This window comes from Granulicatella sp., from assembly GCF_057274575.1.
In genome coordinates this window covers 78,154-103,269 of record NZ_DBHISP010000003.1, presented here as the reverse complement: position 1 = coordinate 103,269, position 25,116 = coordinate 78,154, and the positions used below count along the sequence as shown (strand labels likewise).

23 protein-coding genes are annotated in these 25,116 nt (G+C 38.1%); 1 reads left to right on the top strand and 22 read right to left on the bottom strand.

Going from position 1 to position 25,116, the window contains the following annotated elements:
* Positions 1-4 precede the first annotated feature (4 nt).
* From ACO5V7_RS02820 to ACO5V7_RS02785, 8 genes are read right to left on the bottom strand one after another with little or no spacing between them, the layout of a single operon-like run.
* Positions 5-1,381: a V-type ATP synthase subunit B gene (locus ACO5V7_RS02820; RefSeq protein WP_485484959.1), complete on the bottom strand. Its 1,377-nt coding sequence runs from the start codon at positions 1,379-1,381 to the stop codon at positions 5-7.
* Positions 1,374-3,155 (bottom strand): V-type ATP synthase subunit A, encoded by a 1,782-nt coding sequence (locus ACO5V7_RS02815; RefSeq protein ID WP_485484958.1) that lies wholly within the window; start codon positions 3,153-3,155, stop codon positions 1,374-1,376. The genes ACO5V7_RS02820 and ACO5V7_RS02815 overlap by 8 nt, the downstream gene beginning before the upstream one ends.
* A gap of 33 nt (positions 3,156-3,188) precedes the next feature.
* Positions 3,189-3,500 carry a V-type ATP synthase subunit F gene (locus ACO5V7_RS02810; RefSeq protein WP_298647877.1) on the bottom strand — a complete coding sequence of 104 codons (312 nt, stop codon included), beginning with the start codon at positions 3,498-3,500 and terminating at the stop codon, positions 3,189-3,191.
* Positions 3,490-4,491, bottom strand: a complete 1,002-nt coding sequence (locus tag ACO5V7_RS02805; RefSeq protein WP_288294995.1) for a V-type ATPase subunit — start codon at positions 4,489-4,491, stop codon at positions 3,490-3,492. The genes ACO5V7_RS02810 and ACO5V7_RS02805 overlap by 11 nt, the downstream gene beginning before the upstream one ends.
* Before the next feature lie 11 nt (positions 4,492-4,502).
* Positions 4,503-5,087 carry a hypothetical protein gene (locus tag ACO5V7_RS02800; protein WP_485484957.1) on the bottom strand — a complete coding sequence of 195 codons (585 nt, stop codon included), beginning with the start codon at positions 5,085-5,087 and terminating at the stop codon, positions 4,503-4,505.
* 14 nt (positions 5,088-5,101) lie between these two features.
* On the bottom strand, positions 5,102-5,584 hold the full coding sequence (locus tag ACO5V7_RS02795; RefSeq protein ID WP_005605008.1) for a V-type ATP synthase subunit K: 483 nt from the start codon (positions 5,582-5,584) through the stop codon (positions 5,102-5,104).
* A 17-nt stretch (positions 5,585-5,601) separates the two neighbouring features.
* Positions 5,602-7,566, bottom strand: a complete 1,965-nt coding sequence (locus ACO5V7_RS02790) for a V-type ATP synthase subunit I (RefSeq protein ID WP_485484956.1) — start codon at positions 7,564-7,566, stop codon at positions 5,602-5,604.
* The gene (locus ACO5V7_RS02785) at positions 7,553-7,879 is read right to left on the bottom strand and encodes a hypothetical protein (RefSeq protein WP_485484955.1); all 327 of its coding nucleotides are present in this window, start codon (positions 7,877-7,879) and stop codon (positions 7,553-7,555) included. Before ACO5V7_RS02785 ends, ACO5V7_RS02790 begins: the two co-directional genes overlap by 14 nt.
* Positions 7,880-8,107: 228 nt before the next feature.
* Here ACO5V7_RS02785 and ACO5V7_RS02780 point away from each other — a divergent pair, with 228 nt between their 5' ends.
* The gene (locus tag ACO5V7_RS02780) at positions 8,108-8,452 is read left to right on the top strand and encodes a hypothetical protein (protein ID WP_298647864.1); all 345 of its coding nucleotides are present in this window, start codon (positions 8,108-8,110) and stop codon (positions 8,450-8,452) included.
* Between the two features lie 458 nt (positions 8,453-8,910).
* On the opposite strand, the gene cls is transcribed toward ACO5V7_RS02780, so the two are convergent.
* From cls to ACO5V7_RS02710, 14 genes are all read right to left on the bottom strand, one after another.
* The gene (cls, locus tag ACO5V7_RS02775) at positions 8,911-10,371 is read right to left on the bottom strand and encodes a cardiolipin synthase (protein ID WP_485484954.1); all 1,461 of its coding nucleotides are present in this window, start codon (positions 10,369-10,371) and stop codon (positions 8,911-8,913) included.
* Positions 10,372-10,432: 61 nt separating this feature from the next.
* The gene (locus ACO5V7_RS02770; protein ID WP_485484953.1) at positions 10,433-11,038 is read right to left on the bottom strand and encodes an energy-coupled thiamine transporter ThiT; all 606 of its coding nucleotides are present in this window, start codon (positions 11,036-11,038) and stop codon (positions 10,433-10,435) included.
* 20 nt (positions 11,039-11,058) lie between these two features.
* Positions 11,059-12,732, bottom strand: coding sequence for a ribonuclease J (locus tag ACO5V7_RS02765; RefSeq protein WP_485484952.1), 1,674 nt, complete (start codon positions 12,730-12,732; stop codon positions 11,059-11,061).
* 257 nt (positions 12,733-12,989) lie between these two features.
* A complete protein-coding gene (locus ACO5V7_RS02760; RefSeq protein WP_485484951.1) occupies positions 12,990-13,406 on the bottom strand; it encodes an RrF2 family transcriptional regulator in 417 nt (138 codons plus the stop codon).
* Positions 13,407-13,414: 8 nt separating this feature from the next.
* A complete protein-coding gene (locus ACO5V7_RS02755) occupies positions 13,415-14,782 on the bottom strand; it encodes an FAD-dependent oxidoreductase (RefSeq protein WP_485484950.1) in 1,368 nt (455 codons plus the stop codon).
* A gap of 144 nt (positions 14,783-14,926) precedes the next feature.
* Positions 14,927-15,373, bottom strand: coding sequence for an HIT family protein (locus ACO5V7_RS02750; protein ID WP_485484949.1), 447 nt, complete (start codon positions 15,371-15,373; stop codon positions 14,927-14,929).
* Positions 15,374-15,898 carry a hypothetical protein gene (locus tag ACO5V7_RS02745; protein WP_485484948.1) on the bottom strand — a complete coding sequence of 175 codons (525 nt, stop codon included), beginning with the start codon at positions 15,896-15,898 and terminating at the stop codon, positions 15,374-15,376.
* Between the two features lie 77 nt (positions 15,899-15,975).
* The gene (locus ACO5V7_RS02740) at positions 15,976-16,932 is read right to left on the bottom strand and encodes a 3'-5' exoribonuclease YhaM family protein (RefSeq protein ID WP_314375945.1); all 957 of its coding nucleotides are present in this window, start codon (positions 16,930-16,932) and stop codon (positions 15,976-15,978) included.
* A gap of 18 nt (positions 16,933-16,950) precedes the next feature.
* Positions 16,951-19,380 (bottom strand): ATP-binding protein, encoded by a 2,430-nt coding sequence (locus ACO5V7_RS02735; RefSeq protein WP_485484947.1) that lies wholly within the window; start codon positions 19,378-19,380, stop codon positions 16,951-16,953.
* Positions 19,380-20,549, bottom strand: a complete 1,170-nt coding sequence (locus tag ACO5V7_RS02730) for a metallophosphoesterase family protein (protein ID WP_485484946.1) — start codon at positions 20,547-20,549, stop codon at positions 19,380-19,382. Before ACO5V7_RS02730 ends, ACO5V7_RS02735 begins: the two co-directional genes overlap by 1 nt.
* A 112-nt stretch (positions 20,550-20,661) precedes the next feature.
* Complete coding sequence (locus ACO5V7_RS02725; RefSeq protein ID WP_070445929.1) at positions 20,662-21,006, bottom strand: YlbF/YmcA family competence regulator; 345 nt, start codon at positions 21,004-21,006, stop codon at positions 20,662-20,664.
* Positions 21,007-21,084: 78 nt separating this feature from the next.
* The gene (locus ACO5V7_RS02720) at positions 21,085-23,247 is read right to left on the bottom strand and encodes a transglycosylase domain-containing protein (protein ID WP_485484945.1); all 2,163 of its coding nucleotides are present in this window, start codon (positions 23,245-23,247) and stop codon (positions 21,085-21,087) included.
* A 185-nt stretch (positions 23,248-23,432) separates the two neighbouring features.
* Entirely contained in the window at positions 23,433-24,749 is a 1,317-nt protein-coding gene (gene murA, locus ACO5V7_RS02715) for a UDP-N-acetylglucosamine 1-carboxyvinyltransferase (RefSeq protein ID WP_485484944.1), read from the bottom strand.
* 26 nt (positions 24,750-24,775) lie between these two features.
* The gene (locus tag ACO5V7_RS02710; RefSeq protein WP_049555919.1) at positions 24,776-25,006 is read right to left on the bottom strand and encodes a DUF1146 family protein; all 231 of its coding nucleotides are present in this window, start codon (positions 25,004-25,006) and stop codon (positions 24,776-24,778) included.
* Positions 25,007-25,116 lie beyond the last annotated feature (110 nt).

Here is a 25,116-nt window from a genome sequence, read left to right as displayed (position 1 = left end):
GGAATCACTCCCCTTTCGGAAGAAATTCATCTAATAACTCGTCCTTGATACGTTTTAATTCCGTACGCGGTAAGATGGATAGTAATTCCCATCCTAAATCAAGTGTTTCTTGAATAGAACGGTTCTTGTAGAAGCCTTGTCCAACATATTCACGTTCGAAACGTTCAGTGAATTCTACATATTTCTTATCTGTTTTCGATAATGCAGATTCCCCTAATACAACGGCAAGTTCTTTAGCTTGTTTACCAGTTGCATAAGCCGCGAATAACTGGTTCATCGTTGGCGCGTGGTCCTTACGAGTTTTTCCTTCACCTGATCCTTTATCTTTTAGACGAGATAACGAAGGTAATACGTTAATTGGAGGTTGAATCCCTTGTTTATCAAGAGAACGGTCCAAAATAATTTGTCCTTCTGTAATGTATCCTGTTAAGTCAGGGATTGGGTGAGTAATATCATCTTCTGGCATTGAAAGGATAGGAATTTGAGTTACAGATCCCGGTTTCCCAACGATACGTCCTGCGCGTTCGTAGATTGTAGAAAGGTTTGTATATAAGTAACCTGGATATCCACGACGTCCTGGAACTTCACGACGAGCCGCTGAAATTTCACGAAGCGCTTCACAGTAGTTGGTCATGTCCGTCATAATAACCAGTACGTGCATTCCTTTTTCAAACGCTAAGTACTCAGCTGTTGTTAATGCGATTTTTGGAGTCGCAATACGTTCAATCGCTGGGTCGCTCGCTAAGTTTAGGAACATCACTGAACGGTCAATCGCCCCTGTCTTACGGAAGTCTTCCATGAAGTATTCCGCTTCGTCGAAGGTAATCCCCATTGCAGCAAATACTACCGCGAATTTTTCGTCACTGTTTAATACAGTCGCTTGACGCGCGATTTGGGCCGCTAACTCTTTGTGAGGAAGCCCTGAACCAGAAAATACTGGTAATTTTTGTCCACGAACAAGTGTGTTCAAGTGGTCAATGGCAGAAATCCCTGTTTGGATAAATTCATCTGGATAGTCACGAGAAACGGGGTTAATCGCTTGTCCGTTTACGTCTAAAGTCGCTTCTGGAAGGATTTCAGGACCATTATCCATCACGTTCCCCATTCCATCAAAAATACGACCAATCATGTCTTCAGATACGTTTAATGATAATGGTTTACCACGGAAACGTACTTTTGTATCACGAATGTTGATTCCACTTGGTCCTTCGAAAATCTGAACCATCGCTTTATCTTCGTTTACTTCCAATACTTGTCCATGACGTAATTCACTATTTTGTAATTGGATTTCAACCAACTCATCATATTTAACGCCTTCGACTTGTTCAACCATCATTAAAGGGCCAACAACTTCACTAATCGTACGATACTCTTTAAGCATGTGTCATCCCTCCATGTTGAATTGTTTTTTCGATATCTGATTTAATTTGAGCTTTAATCTCTTCAAAACGTGCAATTTCAGCTTCCGGAATATATTTAGAACGAGCAATACGGTCACGCACTTCTTCTGTTCCGTCCATAATTTCCGCATAGTAAGAACCCAGTTTCATCGCATTACGAGCTTCTTTTTCAAACGTTAAGATGAGCTCTAACATACGATATTGTTTTTCGCGTGATGTAAATGTATCGACATCGTCAAACGCGTTTTGTTGTAAGAAGTCTTCACGAAGAGATTTCGCGATTGTCATTGTTAGACGGTCACGTTCAGATAATGATTCAAGACCTACTAAACGAACGATTTCTTCTAAGCTTGCTTCTTCTTGTAATGTGTTCATTGCATGTTGAACAAATTCAGACCAGTTCGAATGCACATTCTCATCCATGTATTTACCAACTTCTGGGTCATACAATGAGTATGAAGTTAACCAGTTCATAGATGGGAAGTGACGTTTTTGCGCCAATGTTGCATCTAATCCCCAGAATACTTTCGCTACACGTAATGTATTTTGTGTTACTGGTTCTGATGTGTCTCCCCCTGGAGGTGATACGGCACCGATGGCTGTAATCGTCCCTTCACGACCTTCGCTTCCTAGTGTTTCAACACGTCCTGCACGTTCGTAGTATTCTGCGATACGGCTTCCTAAGTAAGCTGGGTACCCTTCGTCCCCTGGCATTTCTTCTAGACGTCCAGACATTTCACGAAGCGCTTCTGCCCAACGTGATGTTGAGTCTGCCATGATAGCTACGTTATATCCCATATCACGGAAGTATTCCGCAATCGTGATTCCTGTATAAATTGACGCTTCACGAGCAGCTACCGGCATGTTAGAAGTGTTGGCGATTAAGATCGTACGTTCCATGATGGATTCGCCAGTTGTTGGGTCAATCAATTCAGGGAATTCGTTCAATACGTCTGTCATTTCGTTACCACGTTCCCCACAACCTACGTATACTACGATATCTACGTCTGCCCATTTCGCGATTTGGTGTTGCACCACTGTTTTACCAGCTCCGAATGGTCCTGGTACAGCTGCTGCTCCCCCTTTTGTTACCGGGAAGAAAGTATCGATAACACGTTGTCCTGTTAACATTGGAACTTCCGTATTTTTCTTTACTTTATATGGACGGCCACGACGTACTGGCCAACGTTGGATTAAGTTGAAATCACGTACGCCTGATTCTGTTTCAATTTGGTACACTGTATCTTCAATTTTGAAGTTTCCAGCTTCCACTTTCGTTAATTTACCTTTAACGCCAAAAGGCACCATGATTTTATGTTGTACAACTTTAGTTTCTTGTACATAACCGATAATGTCTCCGGCTTCTACTTCTTGACCCACTGCTAGTGTAGGAAAGAATTCCCACACTTTTTCACGGTCAAGAGGATCCACGTTTGTTCCGCGGACTAAGAAGTCACTTTGTGATACTTCTTTAAATTTATTGAGGGGACGTTGAATCCCATCAAACATTTGAGATACAATCCCTGGCGCTAATTCAACAGATAATGCTTCCCCTGTTGTTTCAACGGGTTCTCCTGGTCCAATTCCTGAAGTTTCTTCATACACTTGAATGGATGCGATATCTTTACGCATTTCGATGATTTCACCGATAAGGCCTAGATGACCTACACGACAAATATCTTGAATATTCGCATCTTCCATTCCTTCAGCAGTCACAAGAGGACCTGATACTTTTACGATTCTTCCGATCTTCACTGAGGTACCTCCCTTAGTTTAGTGATTGGTTGGTTATAAGATGTTTTGTCCAACCGCTTTTTCAACATTTTCTTGAATTCTTGATTTTCCAATTCCTAAAGAGCCCTTATGGTTTGGAATGAGAATGATGGCTGGTGAAATTTCTGCATCATAACGACGAATCGTTTCCGGAATTTGACTAGCAATAGCTTCCGTTACATAAATAATCCCAAATTGCTCTCCAGCAAGTTCATCAATCGTCTTTCGTGCACTTTGCGCTTCATGGCAAGGATACACGTCAAACCCTAAAATTTTAAAAGGAAGGATGGAATCTTTGTCGCCGACTACGGCAATTTTATGAGACATAAACTGGTCGCATCCTTTCTCTTAATTGTTCTTCGGTAAACTCATTGTCCACACCAACCAGTAATAGACGAAGGTTTTTTACTTCCATCTCTAACGCATGAATATACGCAAGACTTGGCAGCGGTCCAAATGGTTCAAAAGTCGCTTCTTCTAGAATGTGATATATCAATTCTTCTTTTAATAATTCCAATGCAAAGACTGGATGCTCTTCCTGTTCTAAAATCGCCACAATCTTGTCATAGTATGGAACATGACGATAAAGATCAATAAGAGCCTCTGTGCCCTTTTCAAGCACTTCGTCGATTAATAATGTCTTATCAACTGTTCCTTCGCTAGACAACACCCCAATTAAGAAGGAGCGTGATTGTTTTTGCTTTGTGGCACGGATTAAGATGGTGATATTTTCCAAATCAATCATAATGTTCACGATTTGATGGATGACCTCTTGATTCATGGTACGGTCGATGAGTCGAAGATGTTTGAAATAGTAGCGATCCATAAATACATCAGCCGCTTCTAAGCGACCAAAGTTTTCAAAATCGGCATACGCTTCACGGACACCTTCAATCATGATATCGGGTACATCAAGTGAATCTTGAGTTTCGACTAATTGATTTAAGGTTTCGAAAGAATAACGTCCTAAAGGAACACATAAATGCTTTAAGTCTTTTCCAGAAAATTTCGATTTCAGAAGAACTTTTAAATTATGGTAAGTGTAACGAATCGAGAACACATCAAGGAGTGATGCATCTGGAATGAGTTCTAATACCTCATCATAGTTGCGCTTCAAATGGGCATCTAAGACTGGATCGAACTGTCTTGATTCGAGAACTTCTTGTACATCTACCTCATAACTTGTCTTTTGCAAGGCTTCTAATGCTTGTTGTAAGGATTTAGATACGAGAATCCCATTCAATTGTTCCTTGGACAGTAATTGCTGTTCAAGAATACGAACGGTCGTATTCACTCCTGAATAGGCTAAATCATTCATTCCATCCCTCCTTACCCAATGAATGCTTTTCTAGCTAAGATAGGTGAATATTCTTCTTTTAAATCTTCAATTAATGCTTCGAATAAATAGTTATATTCGATACCTTCTTGTTTCAACACAAATCCTGCTTTCTTTGGAAGAGCTACTTCGTCAATATTAACGAAATCAAATTGCGAAGTTAACGCATGTTTGTCGTCATCGCTTAAACGAGAAACAGTGTCTTCTCCAAAAGTTAGTGTGGTTTGTTGTTGTTTTGGTAATTTGCGAATAGCTGACTCGATAAAGAGACGTAATGTTTCCCCACTCCAGGTTGACATTACTTGTAGAACGTCCTCAAATAGACTCTCAAGAAGTTCACGTTTTACGCGCAAGACTTCTTTTTTACTTGCGTTCAAAATAGTCTGTTGCTCTTTTTCGTATTGTGATTTTGCTTCTTGTTTTAATGCAGTTTTCTTCGCCATTTCTTGTTGCGAATATTGTGCATTCATTTGATTGATGCGTTCTTCTTGTTCTTTAGTAGCAACCTCAATTCGCTGCTTTGATTCTTTTTCTAAATCCGCTAGAATAAGTTGTTTTAGTTGCTCTAAATCTTTCAAGAATACCCCTCCTCTTAACCTTTGTTAATGATAATTAAGATAGAAGCAAGTAATCCTAAGATTGCGTAGGTTTCAACCATTGCGGCAAAGATAATCCCTTTAGTAGATTCTTCAGGTTTTTTCGCTAAGATTTGTACCCCTGCTGCTGCTACTTTACCTTGGGCAATCCCTGAGAATAAACCAGTGAATGCGATTGGTAAAGCTGCCATGAATAAGTATAAACCAGCTGCTAAAGTCATTGAAGCTGACATGTTAATCATGATGAAGAAGGCAACGATGAATCCGTAGATCCCTTGTGTACCAGGTAATAATTGTAAGATTAATGCTTGAACGAATTTTTCAGGTTGTTCTTTAATTAAGGCAGCTGCTGCTTCACCGGCAATCCCTACCCCTTTTGATGATCCAATCCCTGAGAAGATAATGGCAATTGCCATCCCTAGAGCAGCAAAGATTTGCCCTCCACCATTTTCAGCGAAAAATGTTAACCAGTTTGTCATAATTTTATTTCCTCCATTTATTCTGATTTTTGATGTTTTATATCAATATACTTTTCATAAGTTTTGAATGGTTTTAGTGCACGACCTCCACCTTCATAGAACTTACCAAAAAATTCTACGAACTGAAGACGTAACCCGTGAACATATGCTCCTAGGAATGAAAGGAAAATATTCAATCCGTGCAGCGCAATGATAAGAATAATCCCTGCAGAGAAGCGTGCAACTGGTGGTAAAAATCCAACCAACATATTAAACGCACTTGCAATACTTCCTCCTGAAACGGCTAATGCCATTAAACGGGTATAACTAACGATATCTGCTACATATCCACTGATTCCATATAAATTGTAGAGCCCACTTGCTAATCCGCCCCATTTATTATCACTAGTTAGTACGGTGACAACTACAATTCCAATGGCTGCAATAATCGAAATCGAAGATCCAATCGTTGCTATCCAAGAAATATTGAGTACCATTCCACCAACTACATACAAAATAAGACCCGTTAAAATCGCAAGCCAACCAATATGACTTGTGTAGGCATCAGTATAGGCTTTCTTCTTAAGATTAGAATAGGCCCCCAGAGATAGTCCAACCATAATTTGAACGACACCGAATATAATTGAAAGAATCATAATCGTGATTAAGTCTTTCGATAATGATAATGGTTGGAATGGTAAATCTGCCCCGAAAGCTGAACCAAATACGATTCCCCATAACATTACTGGGTAGCTAAGTAAATGGAAAAACTTCAAGTTTCTACGCATTCCTTTATCAAAATGGAAAAGCTTCAATAGTAGAAAAGTACCTAGCCACAGCAAAGCTCCATATCCTAAATCAGCAGCCATCATCCCAAAGAATGCAAGGTAAAACGGTGCCGTAAATGGTGTAGGATCGAGTTCTCCATATTTTGGTAATCCATACATTTCTGTCAGATTTTCAAACGGTTGTAAGAATGCATTATTTTCTAACACAATCGGTACTTCTTCGTACTCTTCTTTAGAAATTTCGAGCGGAAGGAAAACATATTCTCCTTCTCCTAATTTTTCTCCTAATTGCTGTTCTACATCTTCTACCGCTTTAGTCGTCATCCATCCTTGAAGAACAAAAACATGTTCCCCATTCACTAATTCATTTTTTGCTTTTTCTTTTTGCAATGCATTAAAACTTGCCTCCGAAGAAAGTTTCAACTTACGAAGTAAATCTTTCTCCTCTTCCAATGAAGACAGAATGGCTTTCTTCTCGTCTAGTACGTCTTGTTGGGCTTTTAAATTTTTCTCCAACTCAATAGAAGGAGCTTCTTCAAAGGCATACCATACAATACTGAAATGTGCTTTAGCAAGTTCCGTTTTGGCTTCTAATTGTGCCTTTCTTGGATAGGTCACAAGAAGTCCGATTTCCTCACGCGTATGATACACTTCATGAACAGAAATTAGTTCACTATTCTTCAAAATTTCTAAGTATGCATTATCCACTGCTTGAGGAATGACACCCATCTTTGTCTTCGTATAAGGATGTTTGAAAATATCTTTTGGATAAAAATCAAGAACACTCCACTTACGTAACAGCGTTTCTTTTTCTCTGAGTTCTTTTAATTCATCCTCTTTTTTACGTAAAGAAGAACGAATATTTTCAACATGTTGAACGAGCTCATCTGTATTCCACTTAGAAACTTCCTCTTGAAGCTCAGATAGTGTAAACTGTTCCTTTGCAATTTTTAACTTTTGAATCATCGAGGGTTGCTTTTGATTTTTTTCTACAAAAGCAATCGCCGCATTCATTCCTTCGAACTGTTGTTGAAGAGTATTTACTTCTTGTTCATCAGCATCTTTCAAAACGATGGATTTTTGTGTAAATAGTTCTTTTGCCTGTTCTAGCGAGGTTACTTCTAAAGATTGTAATTCTTGAATAGCATCTAATAAGTCATTTTGCTTTTCTGTAGGAGCAATTAACATGACTTTATTCATTTTAGCTATCGCCATATCTCTTCAACACCTCCTTCACAGTATCCTGAACTAAATCCTGCTTCAGATTATTGAAACGTTCCGTTAATGCTTGAATTTCTGCTTTTTCTTCCTCTTTCACTTTCGCTTCAAAAGCCGCTCTTTTTTGTTGATTTTTTTCTTTCAACTCCTTAGCGTAAACTTCTAACGATTGTTCCATATTCGATTTTGCTTCATTCACTCTTTGATCTGTTGCTGCTTTCGTTTCGGAAAGCTTTTCGTCGAATTTTTCCTTCAACGCCTTCGCTTCAAATTCAATCGCTAAAACAGAATTTAGAATCTCTTGACTCATGTGACACCTCCAATCCATTCGTTTTCACGAATAGTAAAATGCTTTCCTTACCATTATAAACTTTCTTTTGCTAGGTATCAAACGATAATTTACTAGTATTCTCGGGCAAAACGAAACTTTATAAATAGGAAGAAACACAACTTTTTTGAAATTTTTTTCTTTTCTATTGCTTTTTAGAACATTTGTTCGTATAATGAATATGCAAACAAACGTTCGGAGGTATCGAAAATGGAACAACGCAAAACACCATTCACATCATTTATCAAACCATTATTAAACAAACTACACGTTTCTGAGGAAGAATATGAAGAACGAGATGTCTTTTTTAAACCAACTATCATGCCACTGATTGATGTAGTAGAACAAATTCACCATAGTTATTATTTTAAAAAACCGATTGTTCTTCACTTTGAAAGATATGACAATGCTGGAAATTTGATTACTTTTACTAAAGACGGATTAATTAAAAGTCCTATTCAAATGAATAATCACTTCGTTTTCTTAGAGCAAGAAACTGGGATTACTCATATTCTCAATGTTGAACAAATTGTTGCTTGCATGGAAATTGATTAACAAAAATACCATATATGGACATGTCCATATATGGTATTTTTGTTAATCCAGTTAAACTGAAAAAGGAACTCACAAACACTGTGAGTTCCTTTTTTTATTCGATATTGCAAAGCTTTTAAAAGTTTGATTTTTAGGCGCGATACCTCGTATCCTGTGTAGTTGAACTCGGGCTCACAGGACTGACGTCCACTTCCCGAATTGTTCGCAGAACGTATCACGTTCCTTACGTCGCTTCGGTCCAGTGTTTCAGTCCTGAGCGTTCGCCCTCGTATCCTGTGTAGTCGAACTCGAAAAAGCAGAAACGGCGTCCACTTCTAAACGCTTTTTCTCGTATCCTTTAGTTGAACTCGCCATCGCAGAAATGGCGTGCGTTTCCCGAAATATCCGCTCGGCTGTTTCAGCCGCTTACGGTATTCCGGTCCAACGGTCCATTTCTAAGCGCGATGTCTCGTATCCTTTTATAAAATCGGGGAGAATAAGCGAGCAAATTTTTGTTTGAATTTTTTCCATCGGGTTTGTTTATCAAAATATTCTTTAGTCGCAATCGTACAATTATGTAAGTCTTTTAAAAAGTCTGTTTCTACTTGTTTAGCAACTTCTTCATTATAAATAAACGCATTGACTTCAAAATTCAATCGGAAACTTCGCATATCAAAATTAGAAGTTCCAACCGTCACTAGTTCGCCGTCTATGATCATAGTTTTGGCATGTAAAAATCCATTTTGGTACACAAATACCTTTACTCCGGATTGAATAATTTGAGAAGCATAAAATTCTGTTGCACGGTAAACAATCGGATGATCTGGTTTACTTGGAATCATAATGCGAACATCTACCCCAGACAATGCTGCAATCGATAAGGCTTCCTGAACGCTTTCATCTGGAATGAAATAAGGGGTTTGAATCCATACAGATTTTTTTGCCATGGAAATCATCTTAATAAGACCTAATTTAATCTTTTGTAAACTAGCATCTGGACCTGTTGAGACGACTTGAATCGTATTTTGCCCCATTGACTCTACCACAGGGAAATATTCAGGAATGAACTCTCTTCGTTTGTCTTCATGTACAGCAGCATTCCAGTCGATGAAAAATCGAGATTGTAGTGAATATACCGCATCTCCCACAATTCGTAAATGAGTATCTCTCCAGTACCCGAGTTTTCCTTTGCCTAGATATTCATCACCAATATTAAATCCACCAACATACCCTATTTTTCCATCAATCACAACAATTTTACGGTGGTTTCGGTAATTGATACGCCAGTTAATGAAGCCTAACGAATAACCAAAGAAGGCAATCGTATGTCCACCTGCATCATGCAGTTTTTTCCAAAATCCCTGTCTAGTCGTACGAGCTCCTAGGGCGTCATAAATGACGAGCACTTCGATTCCTTCTCTTGCTTTTTCAATTAGAAGATCCATGATTTCATGCCCAATCGTATCATCATTAAAAATGTAATATTGAAGGTGAATATGATGTTTAGCCTGCTCGATATCCGCCTTTAACTGTGCAAATTTATCTTCTCCTGATACATACAGAGTCACTTCATTGTTTTCAGTAATAATAGCATCATCGGTTTCTAAAAAGAAGGAAGCTAAATCTTCTTGATATTCATTTTTAAACCGAAATTTGGGAGTTCCTATTTTTTCTTTGGTTCTTTCTAAATCTCTTTGTTGCTGTTCGACCAATTCTTGAAGGCCAACTGTTTCTTGAGATTTCATATTAAAAATCCGTTTTTTCCGAATTCTTCTTCCAAAAAAGAAGTAGATGATAAAGCCAATAATCGGAAGCATGATAAGCACAATAAGCCAGCCCCAAGCAGCCGCAATTTCCCTAGGCTCCCTAAAAACTGTGATGACTGCTCCAATCGTATTCGCAAGAATGATGAGGTAAAGGAATGAACTAATAAATTCCATACGCTCTCCTTTCTTTTTAAATAAAAAAGACCACGACGAATCAAGGTCTTTTTATTTTTAATTAATCGTTTAATAAATGAGATTGTTCTCTACGTGATAAGAAACGAGTTCCTTTTGGAATATAAACATCTCTTTTTACGTAAACAAGTGTTACAAAGATGAGTAAAGTCACGGCAAGTGTCACTAAAAAGTTAGTCCCAAATTCGAAAATTCCTTGAGTTAAACTAACTTTTTCTGCTGAAAACACTGTTGGAGCTCCAATTCCTGTAGCAATTACATGGAATCCATAACTTACAATAGTCGCAATTAAACTGGCTGTTACAACATTTAATGTAGTAGATGACGTACGCGCATTAAACGCTGTGCGCACCGTGTTTCTAGCAAAGAATCCTGAAAGACCTACAAAACCATAGGCCATGAAGGAATCATGTAGAGAAACAACAAGGAATCCTGCTCCTGTTGGATGTAAGAATACATGGAGTAATCCAAAGAGGACACTCGCAATCGTTCCCCAAATTAATCCTTGTCTTAGAGACACAAAAATTAATGGAAGAATCGCTAAATCCACAAAGACAGGTAGGCTTTCTTGTGGGATATAGGATAGAGCTACTGAAACCACAACAGCTCCTAATACTTCAAGTAAGATTTTTACTGCTTTTGAATTCATTCTAATCTCCTTAAAAATCGTTATTTTTTATAATTAGAGGCTTCCATAATCATTGGTAAAATGACTGGGCGACGTTTCGTTTTATCGAATAGATAACGGCTAAGAGCGTCACGAACCTCTTGTTTTAATCTTGGCCATTCGAAATCTTCACTTGCCAAGTTTTCTTCAACAACATCTGTCACAATTTTTTGAGCTTCCGCTAGTAATTCCTCACTTGTTTTCATATATACGAATCCACGAGAAATAATTTGAGGACCGCTCAAAATCTTACCTAGTCTTCTAGAAATCGTCACAACGGCAACAAAAACACCGTCTTCTGATAGAATTTTACGATCTTTTAGAACGATATTTCCAATATCGCCCACGCCGATTCCGTCGACCAATACATTTCCTGCTGCTACTTGACCAGAAACATTCATTTGGCCATTTTCAATTTCTACGACATCCCCTTTTCCAGGAATGAAGATGTTCTTATATGGAATTCCTAATTCATTAGCTAATTCCGCATGCGCTAATAAACTACGATACTCCCCTTGCACTGGAATGAAGAAGGTTGGTTGCAACAAGTTAATCATTAATTTCAAATCATTAGGAGTTGCATGTCCACTTGCTTTTTTACTGTTTGCCATTTCAAAGACTTCAGCATCCGCACGATAGATTAAATCCTTCGTACGAGCAATTTGAGTTTCCATCGCAACTGAAGGAGTCGTTGCAATATACACTAAATCTCCTTCGTGCAAGTTTACTTGACGATGACGTCCTAATGCCATCTTTTGAAGAGCTTTAATAGGCTCTCCAGCATTTCCTGTTTCTAAAATAACAAGTTCATTATCTGGCAATTTTTTCATTTTATTGAAAGAAATAATTAATTCTTTATCAGGAACAGTTAATTTATTCAGACTCAATGCGATATTAACAATTTCTTCAAGTTCTGAACCTGTTAGGAAAATTTTGCGCCCAGATTCATACGCTGCATTGATAACTTGTTGAATCCGTAAGATATTACTTGCTACACAAGCCACCACAATACGACCTTGCGCATTTAGGAAAGTTTCTAACATCGCTTCAGCAATTTTACGGTCACTCACATTTTCAACTGGACTTTCCGCATCACTTGAATCACTTAAAAGAGCAAGAACATAATCTTCCCCAACATCTGTAATACGACCAAAATTCGTTTGATATTCCACTGAAGCACTTTGATCGAATTTGAAGTCCCCTGTATATACGATATTTCCTTCGCTCGTTTTAATCACAATTGCCAATGAATCCGGAATCGTATGGGTTGTTTTAAAGAATTTAATCGTAGCACTTGCAAAGTCAATTTCTGTATTTTCAGTAACTTCGTGGTAGTCATTAAATCCTTTCACTAATTTGGAAGATTCCACATAATATTTAGCTAATGCAATCGTTAATTTTGAACCAAAAACTGGCGCATCGATATTTTGTAAGAAATAAGGTAATGCCCCTACCGCATCGGCATGCCCATGCGTTAAAAACACCCCTGCAATTCTCTCTTTGTTTTCTTCTAAATAACTAAAGTCTGGGATGACAACATCAATCCCTAGTAGTTCATCTTCTGGATAAACTAAACCGCAATCTAGTACGAAGATGTCTTCTTCAACTTCAACGGCATATAGACTTTTACCGTTCTCTCTCACGCCACCTAGCGCGATGATTTTAATTGAACTCATGATTTACCTCTCATTTTCTTTTATTTACAATTATTTCTTTTAGGCGGACTCCACCACCATATATGCTCTTTTAGAATACCATAATTGTCGACATATTGCGAATTTCAAAGTCCTTCGAAGATGCTCTTTTCGTGTGCATTAGAACTCTTTCAAGCATTCCTTTGCTTCGTAAAAAAACTTTTTAAGAGTCCTACAAGCATCGAAAACTTCTTCCTTTAAAAAAGCAAAAAAGACCGAGAAACACTCGGTCTTTCCTTTTACTGTTCTTGTACCTTGTCAATCATATCTTGAATCGTTTTTTGATTATAGAATCGAATTTGTTCTTGGATTTGCTCTTCTTGTAGTTTGCACATAATTTTCCCCATTCGAGAACTTACTAGGCAAGAAGGATCTGAAGCATCTTTAAATGTTTTTTCTAGGCGCGCATCTTCAGAAACGAGTATAAAGATTTCTCCTAATTTTATTTTAGAGGGATCTGAAATCCATTGATAGCCACCCTGTTTTCCAGCAGCTGTACTCACCCATCCTTTTTTTACAGCTAAACTCATGAGCTTTCTGACAATAGCCGGATTACTACAAGCGTTAAAAGCTAGCTCTTTACTGGAATAACGATTATCATGATGAATCGCTAAATAGGTTAGACAATGAATCATTACGATGAAGTCATTTCCCATTAAATCACCTATTGAATCATTCCGAATACATCATTCAATGCTTCAGCCATTGTTGGATGTGTAAAGATTTGATCGCGAAGAACTGTGTAAGGTAAGTTTGCATTCATTGCTGTTGCGATAATATTAATCACTTCATGCGCTTCTTCTGCAAATAATGTTGCACCAACGATTTGGTTATTTGAAGCGTCTACTAACACTTTATAGAAGCCGACTTGGTTTCCAATAATTTTAGCTTTTGGAATTGCCATTGCAGGAAGTTTTGCAACTTTCACTTCGATACCAGCTTCTTTTGCTTGTTTTTCATTTAAACCAACACTTGCTAATGGTGGATTAATGAAGGTTGCTGTTGGGAATTTCGCACGTTGTTTCGTTGAATAGCTTGTATCCCCTGCTAAGAAGCGTTTAACGATACGGAAATCATCTAATGATACGAATGTGAATTGTGGTCCACCGTTCACATCGCCCATTGCAAAGATATGAGGGACATTTGTTTGTAAAAATTCATTCACTTGAATCGTACCACGTTCGCTTACAGCCACTCCTGCTTTATCTAAATCTAAGCCTTGAATATTTGCACGACGTCCTGTTGCTACTAAAACTGCATCAGTATTAAAGGCTAAAGGTGTTCCTTCTCCCGTTACCGCTTGAATGATTACTTTTCCATCTTCTTGGTGAACATTTTTTAATTGAATTCCTAAGTTAAAGGAAATCCCTAATGACTCCAATTGCTCTTTAACAGCTGAAGATACGTCATCATCTTCACGAGGTAAGAATGTATCAAAGACATCCACTACGGTCACTTTTGTCCCGAATTGAGCATAAGTTGCCGCAAATTCTAATCCAATAAATCCACTACCAATGATGACTAGGCTCTCAGGATATTCTTCCACATCCATAATTGTTTCGCTAGTATGAATATTTCCTCCAATCGTTAACCCTTCTACTGGTGGAACAAATGGAGTAGCCCCTGTATTAATAAAAATACGTTCTGCTTTAAATAATTTTTCTCCTTCTGCAGTATCTACAGCTACAGTATGGTCATCCACAAAACGAGCGGTTCCGTCAATAATGGTTGTTTTTTCAATAGAATCTACTTTATTGTAGTTCGCTTGATTTAATGCAGAAATTAAAGCCTTTTTCTCTTGAACGCTCTTTGCGTAATATGTACTTGCTTCTTCTGTTGAATATTGTTTACGAGCAGCTTTTGTCGCTAATTTTTTAGTTGGAATACATCCAACATTAATACAAGTACCTCCGTACATTGCTTTTGATTTTTCAATAAGGATTGTTTCTTCTCCTTGACTTCCTAAATAACCGGCCAAAGTCTTTCCAGCTTTACCGAATCCGATAATAATATTCTTCACTGAAGTTGTCATATAAATCACCTTTCTAACTGTAATTATTTTTATTACACTTTGGAGTATACACTGTTTTCCAAAAATTTCAAAAGAATCTGCTCACAGTTTTAAAAAAAATTTTAAAAGGCACCTACATGACGTAGATGCCTTCCTCATAAACGTTTATAAAAAAGATTTTAATTGGGTCACTAATTGCTCTAACGCTTCGCCTTTTGGTTGATACTCCTCAGTTGACATTTCATCCCAAGGAACCCACCACACAGGACCTCGACCATTATGACCATAATCCTTCATATCTCCTGATTTTCTTGGAAATAGATGCCAATGGACATGAGCATCTCCATTTCCCAGTAATTCGATATTCATTTTTTCCGCATGAAATGCCTTTGCAACAGCTTCTTGAACAATACTCATCTCTTCTAGAAATTTAAGCTTTTCTTCTTTTTCCATTTGATGCAATTCCGTTACGTGTTTTTTTGCAAGAAACAAGGTGTATCCTTTAAAATACTGTCCATCCCCTATCACTACAAAACCTGTTTCAAGTTCTTTAACAAAATGCGGATTTCTTCCTTGTTTGATTAATTCAATCCGCTCACAAATCAGACACATTTACTTACCCCCTATAGCTTTTTCTGCTCTTTTTATACTTTCTGGGGTAAATTCTCGTTTTTCAAAAATAAATGAATTGATTTCGGTAGCCCCCGTCATGTAGCCTTCGTTATCCACATCCTTAATAGTGATAGTGATATGAAGTCCTTTTGGTCTAGTTTCAACTGATACCGTTTTTAGCAACGTTTTCCTTTTTCCTTGATATACATAATCTAAATAAAACGGAGAAACACTTCTTTCTGATTTAGAAATGTCTACTGCTCCTTTTGTTCTAGAATTAGCTGCTAGATTTTTTAAATACACTCGATCCTCTGGAGAGTTAATGTCGTTCTCGGAATATTCACCAATAATCAATTCTTCTATATTCTGATTCGATTGATTGATGATTTCATAAGAAAACAAAGCATCATCATTATATTTTGGACGAGTAAAACTAAACAAAATCCATAATAGAGCTAATAATAAAAGGCCTATCGCAAACTGTAAAATTAATTTAAATATTCTTTTTGAACCCAATGTTTTCATTTCACACCTCGATTAAATGAATGTCAATAGGAGTATTGATGACTTATCAATTTACGCATACTATCAAACTTTTATTCTTACTCATGGGATAATGGTTTATAAAATGAGCGGTTATCTAAACCAAATACGCGTTCTGAAAATGCTCCAGGTTCTGTCTTATCCAGTGCATTCGACATCATCGTAATTGTCGCATCTAATAAGTCGATATGATGCAATACTTCTGCTTCAAGTAGCTGAGGTCGAACTGGAGACCCGTATTCTAACTTCCCGTGATGCGCTAACACTAAATGTTTCAACAAGAGAACTTCTTCCTGATTTTCGTCAATCCCTAGTTCTTCGCAAGCTTTTGTAATTTCTTCGTCCATAATCACGATATGTCCGAGTAAGTTTCCTTTCAAGGTATACTCTGTTCCAATAGCCCCTGATAGTTCCATGGTTTTACCGATATCATGAATAATAACACCCGCAAATAATAATGAACGATTGATTTGAGGATATTGACCTGCAATTGATTTGGCTAAACGCAACATCGATAATGTATGGAAACTCAACCCTCCAACGAAGGCGTGATGATGACGTTTAGCTGCCGGATATTCAAAAAAGGCTTCTTGATATTTCCCTAGAATATTATGGACAATTCTTCTGAAATATGGATTTGTAATTTCAAACATTAATTGATTGAATTCTTCTTCCATTTCTTGTTTCGTCATCGGAGCGTGTTCAACAAAGTAGCTTGCAGAAGTCGGCTCTCCCTTTGACGCATCCGTTAGACGAAGACTCACAATTTTGACTTGCGGAGAATTATTGTATAGTTCCCGTTTCCCATTTAAAAGAACCACTTTCCCTGGAACATATTTTTCAATATCTTCAGAGGTTGCTGACCAGTACTTTCCATCCATTTGACCAGACTGATCTTGGAAGGTAAACGCAATAAAAGGTTTCCCATTTTTTGCCATTCGTACGTCCGCAGATTTAATAAGTAGGAAAATCTCAAAGCTGTCATCTACATTATATTCATATAATTTCTTTGTCATAATTGACCCTCTTTCTCTTTAGCTCAACTTTAGAATGTTCTCTTTTGAAATTTCTGTGGGAACTTCCGTAGTAAAGTAAAATACTTGTGTAACACGAGATAGCTCTTCTATTAATTCTATCATAATCGATAGCCGTTCTCTATCAAAGTTTACGAATCCATCGTCAATCAGAACCGGAATTTTCATTTTCTTAGCTAATTGGAAAATAAAGGCAAAACGAATCGCAATATACAATTGGTCTAATGCCCCTTTTGAAAGATAGAAAGCTTCCATCCACTGACCATTTTCCTGTTGTACCTTCGCCTGTGTATCGCTCAAATGAATTTTCGTATATTGTCCCCTCGTTAATCGGCTAAAAATACGACTCGCTTCCTCTACAATCAAAGGAACTTTTGTCGGAACCTTTTCATCCAGTTGCTTTAAGATCCATTTTGCAGCATACACTTGGGTTGCCCAATCCTTCATCGCTTCCTGAGCTTCGAATCGTTCAAAGCCCGCTTCCATTTGAAGAGCTTCTACTTGCTTATCTTCTTCCAATAGTTCTGCCTTTGTTTTGAGGCTTACTAGTTGGTCTCTAACTTCTTTACGTCTACTTTCCAACTGCGCTTTCGTGAAAACCTCGTCTTGAAGTTCTTCTTCAAGCGTTTCACGTTGCAAGCTTTCTTTTTCTTCACTCGAGAAAATAGCGACTTGCTTTTCAATATAGGCTCTTTTTTGCGACAAGGCTACTCGATGGTCAAGAGTTGGCAGGTGACTTCTAAAGGCTTCTATCGTTGTAATACCAAGAGGATGTAAACTTTCTAGCAATTCTTCTCTTACTTCTAATGCATCTTGTTCTAATTGCGCTAAATGTTGCTCTTTCTTCAGGATACTTTCTTGGAGTTGTTCCGTTTTGGCCACTCTTTTTTGAGAAGTCATCCATATCTCACGAATGATTCCTAGTTGTTGATTGATGGTTGCCGGTGCAGTAATTTGTTCATTTTTCCAGAAGTCTTGAGTTTCTTCTTTAAATGCTAAAAGTCTTTCTTTCAACTGAATCCACTGTTCCTTCTTTTGTAAGAAATCATTGACACTACGTCCTTCGTTTCGGCTAATAAAACGTTTTGCTTCTTCCAGGGTCACTTCAATGCCTTTATCCAAGAGAATTTGTTGAACACGTTCATTCTTTTTTTTGCTTTTTGGAGAAATCACCTGTCCGTTTTTTTGTAAAAAGAGCCCTCCTGCAATCCCAAGAACTGTAGCAATGATCACACTTACTATTACTTGATTGGTTAGAAATCCAACTATTATCATCACGATAATTCCAATCAGTCCAATGATTATTTCCGTCCGCATTGATGTTGAAGGTTGATTTTCCCTTTGCATTGCATCGAATTTGGCTAGTTCAACCTCTGTAAAGGATTGGACATGTTCACTTTGTACACCGATATTTCCAGGATGGGTCTTCAACTCACGTTCCAATTCAAAGGCACGTTCTTCAACAGCAGCCACACTTTGTGCCTTTTTATAAAGAGCTTCAAGTGCTGTGTCTTCTGTAGCTTCACCTAGAGCTTGAACTTGAGCTTTTGTTCGGTTTAACTCTTCTTTTATTTGTTCGATTTCTTTTTCAAACGAACGCAAGCAATGATTCGCCTCTACTGCCTTAGAATGGTCATATTCTTTTGGTAAATCATGCTGCCCTTCAATGGCGCGGTATTCTTCCAATGCGTCAAAATAACTATGCTTTTCTTCTAAGGCAGCTATTCTGTTTTGTGTCTTGGAAAGTGATGTCGTCAATTCCTCTTCTTCTTGTTGGAGGTCTTTTATCGTACGAAGATATCCTTCATAGAGTGTATTCTCGCTTTTGGTTTGTGACAACCGATTCGTTAATTCCTCGAGTCGGTCGATTCGCTCATTGAGTTCCAGTTTTTTTGCTTGAGGGCGATACAGTTTGTTCGCATCATTTAATAGCCTTTGACTCTCTTCATATGCCCCTTTATGTCCCATGACACTGAGACTATATAAGAAACGATGCATTTCTTCTTCATTACTAAAGACGTTTTGTTGTAATTCCTCTTCATTAAATCCAAAAAGCGAATGGTACTCACTCAATGTTAATTCGTGGAGGATACGCTCTAGCATGAACTCCGGTAAAGCCTGACCTGTTTCGGCCGATTTTAACACTAATTTCTTTTGAGAACCTACCGCAGTTCGTTCAATGATGAGAGAACCTAGTCCTTCATCTTCAATCCACATTCGCCCGCCCCGCGTATTCGTATGAAGTGGCTGATATGGATACACACCATTCTTCTTTTGCTTAAAATCAAAGAGCATTTGTTCGATAAATCTTCGAATGGTCGTCTTCCCAGATTCGTTCAGTCCTTGAACGACTTGTAAGTTCGGATGGAAAGTAAATGTCTCATGTTCCCATTTTCCAAAATGATCAATTTCGATTTTTGAAATATACATTAACCTTCCTCCCTTCCTAAAAATCGAGCTTCTAATAATCGCATCGCACGTTCGTGAATCTCTTGTTGAACATCTTCTTGTTGGACAAACTCACTCATCCATTGATTCGCAAACCCACTCTTTGCAATCTCCATTTCAGCAAAAATGGTAGAATCCTTCTCCCCTACTAAAGAGATTCCAGAGACGCCGCGTAAAGGCTCTATCATTCGTTCTCTAATACTCATTACGCTGACAAGTGAGCCTCTTTCTTCCAATAAAGAATTCACTACTTGCGTGAGTTGCTGTAACTCTTCTCTTATAAAAAGTGACTCTTGTATTTGTAAAAAGGCGGTGATAAGGCTACGTTTTTCTACTTTTGGCAGAGCCTCTACAATGAAATAGGGAACAGTTTCCAAACGAGCCCTTTCTGTAATCTTTATTGTGACGTCCATCCAATCCATCTTACTCGTCTCAATAAAGCGAATCTGAGGAGGTCGTCCTGAAGTGATTTCAACTAAAAGCGCTCCTTTTTCTCCACTCTCAGACCGGTCAGCCCCCTGTGTCGTTCCACTATACCAAGCACATGGGTTCTGTGATACTTCTTGGCAATGATGAATATGCCCTAGCGCCCAATAATCATAGTTTTTAACTCTTAATTCTGGAATTGAAAAAGGTGCATAGCGCCCACTAGAAGAAGTCACCTCACCATGTAAAACCCCAACATGAACATCACAGTGTGGACTCTTGATGGGATACTCTTGTACTTTTCGTTCAGGGATAACAGGAATGTCATAACTAAATCCACTAAAAGCCACACGTTCTCCCTTTTTTGTCTCTATTTCGATGGTTTCAACAGTACTTCCAAAAGTATAAATATGCTCTCCATACACATAAGGAGTCCCCGCATCATGATTGCCAAGCGCCAAAATGACAGGAATCCCAAAAGGTGCCAGACGATTCAGTTGCTGTTGAAGAAACAACTTTTCTTTGATAAAGGTCCGCGAGCTATCCAATAAATCTCCTGATAAAACAAGTACATCTACTTCTTCTTCAATGGCTTTATCTACAACTGTTTCAAAAGCATCAAAGGCAGCCTGTCTTAACTCCCTTGCGATTTCACGATGATTCTTACCAATGCCTGCATAAGTAATCCCCAAATGGACATCTGATGCATGGATCAATTTGACCATTCTAGTTACTCCTTTCTTTTTCTTCAAAAAAAGCATATTTTCCTGAACCGTCTTTCGTGCGTTCAAAGAAAATATGCTTTGGATCGATTCTTATTAAAACCGTTTGATTGAACTATTTACCATTATAAAGCTCTTGAAGTGGATTTGTAATGATACGGTTAATGTCTTGCATAATCGTATTTAAACGTTGCTCCGCTTCCATCAACGCTTTAATATATTCATTTTCGCTCACTTTTTGTCCTAATTCTTGAGCTTTTTGAATATCTTCTTCCGTAATTTCTTGTCCTGAATATTGTTTTTGTTGTAATTCAATATTCACTTGACGGAATTCATCGAATAATGCTTTTGCTGTTTCATCTGCTTCAATGGCTTCGAAGCTTGCTTTTACAGTTTTGAATTCTGCTAAATCACGCAAATCACGTTCTAATTGGTTTGCTGTATCATAAATATTACTCATCTTTCATCCTCCTAATTGTTTTGTCTTATTATAACATATCGTCGCCTACTACACTACAAATACGAACGTACATTCGTATTATCGATTATTAAATTTATTCCAGATATTTTTACCCCATTCCTGAAGTTGATTCCAGATTTGTTCTCCAGTCTTTTGGGCATCCTGAATAAAATTATCTAGCGTATTATTTTGATTCTTTTGATTTGATTGTTTGGTTTTTACAGGCTCTACATTAAATGCCGTATTGGCTGTATATTGTAGTAAGCCTTCCATCTCTAGTTTAAAGAGTGGCCCTACCCCTTCTCTACTGGAAGCAGATAAAGAATAATTTCCGGATTGGTCATATCCCATCCAAGTCGCCACCACTACATCCGGCGTGTATCCAATCATCCATTGGTCTCTAGAACCATTTTCATTATTAAGAGCTTCTGTAGTCCCTGTCTTCCCGGCAATAATTTTACCTGAAGGGGAAAATGGAGCGCCTAGCCCTTCTTGACCATAGACCGTTAAAAGCATACTTGTCATCTTCTTAGCTACTTCTTCTGTCGTTACACGATTGTCTTTAACCGCTGTATTATCGACAATGACTTTCCCGTTTGCATCTACAATTTTAGTAACAAAACGAGGTTTCGTACGAACACCTTTATTGGCAAAAGCTGTATAGGCTGAGGCCATTTGGATTGGAGAAACCCCTTTTGTGAGACCGCCTAAAGCAATCCCTAAATATTCATCTCCGGGATCAGTTTCAATCCCAAACTGATGGGCTTTTTCGATTCCTTTTTTCAAACCAATTTTATCTAATAACCACACTGCTGGAGCATTCCAACTCTGATTCAACGCTTCTGTCATCGTAACTGTTCCTTGATACTGTTTATTCCAGTTTTCTGGAGTATATTTGTCTGACCCATAGGAACGTTTCTCATCCACGAGTACAGAATTCGGTTGGTATCCTTCTTCCAGAGCAGAAGTATATACAGCTAATGGTTTAAACGTAGAACCGGGTTGTGCTTGCAATTGAGTGGCACGATTAAATCCTCGGAAGGTATGTTTCTCATTCGTACGTCCTCCAACCGTAGCTAGGACATCCCCATTTTGTGGATCCATAGCCACAGAAGCCGCTTGAGCAATCGTTCCGTCACTAGCTTTCGGGAATAACCAACTATTGGAGAAGGTTTCTTCCATATCGGCTTGCATCTTTTGGTCTAAGCCTGTATAGATTTTATACCCTTTATTTAACAGTTCTTCTTCGCTAATCCCATAATTATTAGTAATTTCGTTAATAACGGCATCAAAATAATAAGGATATTTATAACGAGAGTTTGCTACATAAGCGTCTTGAACCGTAATAACTTCCGCTCCGGCTTTATCCGCTTCCTCTTGCGTAATTTTTCCATTAGTCACCATTAATTGTAATACTGTAGCACGACGTTTCACCGTTGCTTCCATATCATCGATTGGATTATACACATTTGGTGCCTTCAAGCTTCCGGTTAATACGGCAGCTTCACTAATGGTTAAATCTTTCGCACTTTTACCAAAGTAGCGTAAAGACGCATTCTCGATTCCGTATACGCCATTACCAAAATAGGCATTATTCAAATACATCTCTAAAATTTGATCTTTAGAATATTTCTTTTCCAGCTCAAAACTTAAAAAGAGTTCTTTTGCTTTTCTCAAAAACGTCTGATCTTGTGTAAGAAAAGCATTTTTAGCCAACTGTTGGGTGATGGTACTTCCTCCACCTGTAACACGACCGCGATTGAGTAATAACCCAAATGTGGCACGTAAGAATCCTATTGGATCAAACCCATGATGATCATAGAACCGCTTATCCTCGGTAGAAACAAGGGCATTAATCATATTTGGAGAGATTTGATCGATGGTCACAAATTCTCCTTTGTTGATATTTAAAACTCCCGCTTCTTGATTATTACGGTCATAAACTTCTGTTACTTGTACCATCCCAGCTCTTAAGCCACTGACATCAGTAGTTTTAGCAGTATATACTAAAAATGCTGAAAACAGGGTAATAGCTGTAAGCATAAGGACAAGAATTAATTTCGTCACATGGAATTTTCTCCAAAAACGACGAATGGCTAACATAATACTATGATTCCAGGCTCTCTTTATAATCGATTGTTTTGTAGGCTCTTCTGTATGACGATGTTCGACTGTCTCTTCTGGTTCTTGATCATGCGTCACGTGATCGACATGATCTTTTTCATTAAATTCTTCGTTCATACAATCCTCCTTTTAAATTGAATCTATTATACTGTACCACAAATTCTTTTCAAACCACATAGAAGCTTTTGACCTTTTACAAAAAATTAAACGATTCTTCTTTTATATTCTAGTCTTTATAACTCACTAAGTCGCATAAAAGAAATAAAGGACGAAGGAAATCTCTTCCTTACGTCCTTATGATGTTATACTACAAATAGTCTTTCTAAATCTTCGTTACTAAACGCTTGGCCTTCTGGTTCGTTCACACGTTCAATCGTTGCTCCTAAAGCACGCAATTTTTCATGGAATTCAAAGTATCCACGGTCTAAGAACTGTAATTCTGTGACTCTTGTATATCCTTTAGCGACCATACCCGCAATAATTAATGCCGCCGCTGCACGTAAGTCCGTTGCTTTTACTTCTGCACCAGACAAAACTGAAGCACCCGTCATTACAGCTGTGTGAGAATCAATTCGGAATTGAGCTCCCATACGACGCATTTCTTCTAAATGATTGAAACGGTTCTCAAAAACTGTTTCCGTCATCGTACTGGTTCCTATTGCTAGTAATTGAGCAATCGTCATTTGCGCTTGCATATCGGTAGGAAATCCTGGATAAGGTAATGTTTTAACATCGATTGGTTTTAATGAATCTGGACCAATCACACGAACTCCATCTTCCTCTTCGATAAATTGAACACCCATTTCACCTAACTTAGAAATTAATGGCTGATTATGCTCTGCAATTGCATCTTCAATAAACACATTGCCTTTCGTTACTGCTGCTGCGACCATGAAAGTTCCTGCTTCAATACGGTCAGGGATAATAGAATGGATAGTTCCATCTAAACGTTCTACCCCTTCAATACGCATACTTTCTGTCCCTGCTCCCACAATTCTAGCACCCATTTTATTTAAAACATTTGCTAAGTCCACGATTTCTGGCTCACGAGCTACGTTTTCTAAGTGAGTAGTTCCTTTTGCTAACGTTGCTGCCATCATGATATTTTGAGTAGCACCTACTGATGGAAAATCTAGGTAAATACGAGCCCCATGTAATTCTTCCGCGTGCGCTTCAATATATCCCTCTGTTTGAACGATGGTTGCTCCCATCGCTTCGAACCCTTTTAGGTGAAGGTCGATTGGACGGCTACCAATGGCACATCCACCTGGCATTGCCACACGCGCATGTCCAAAACGAGCTAATAGTGGACCCATCACAACGATTGACGCACGCATTTTGCTCACATATTCAAAAGCAGCAGTCGTTGTAATATCTTTTGTAGCATTCAACGTAATCGCTTTTTCTTCTTCATCAAATGTGCTTAATACGTTTAGGCTTCCTAATACGTTTAACATCATATGTACATCTGATAAATTAGGCACGTTTGTTAAATGTGTTACACCTTTTTCTGCTAAAATACTCGCAGCTAAAATCGGTAATACCGCATTTTTAGCTCCTTCAACTTTTACTGTCCCTTGAAGACGTGTATCGCCACCGCGAACAATCATCTTTTCCATGAAAAACCTCCGAAAACTCAATCCAATTACTGTATCACATTTTGAATATACTGATTTAAATAGTCTGATAAATCGAATATGACTTTTGCTATACTTGCGCCCATCCAAATGGCGATAAGTAAAAAGAGGATTCGTGCTTCTTGTACTCGCCCCTTTTTCAGAATTTTTTCAATTTGAATTCCTTGAAGCGCCCAGTAACTCAGTACGATAAAAGCAATAATTAACGTCATTCTAACCATCAATGTTACCTGAATCATACGTACTCCCCCAGTCATATACTGCCTTTCTATACTACCATATTTGACCATTAAAAAAAAGCAGGAGATACTTTGGTCTTTATGCTATACTGAAAGAAAGCGAGGGAAAA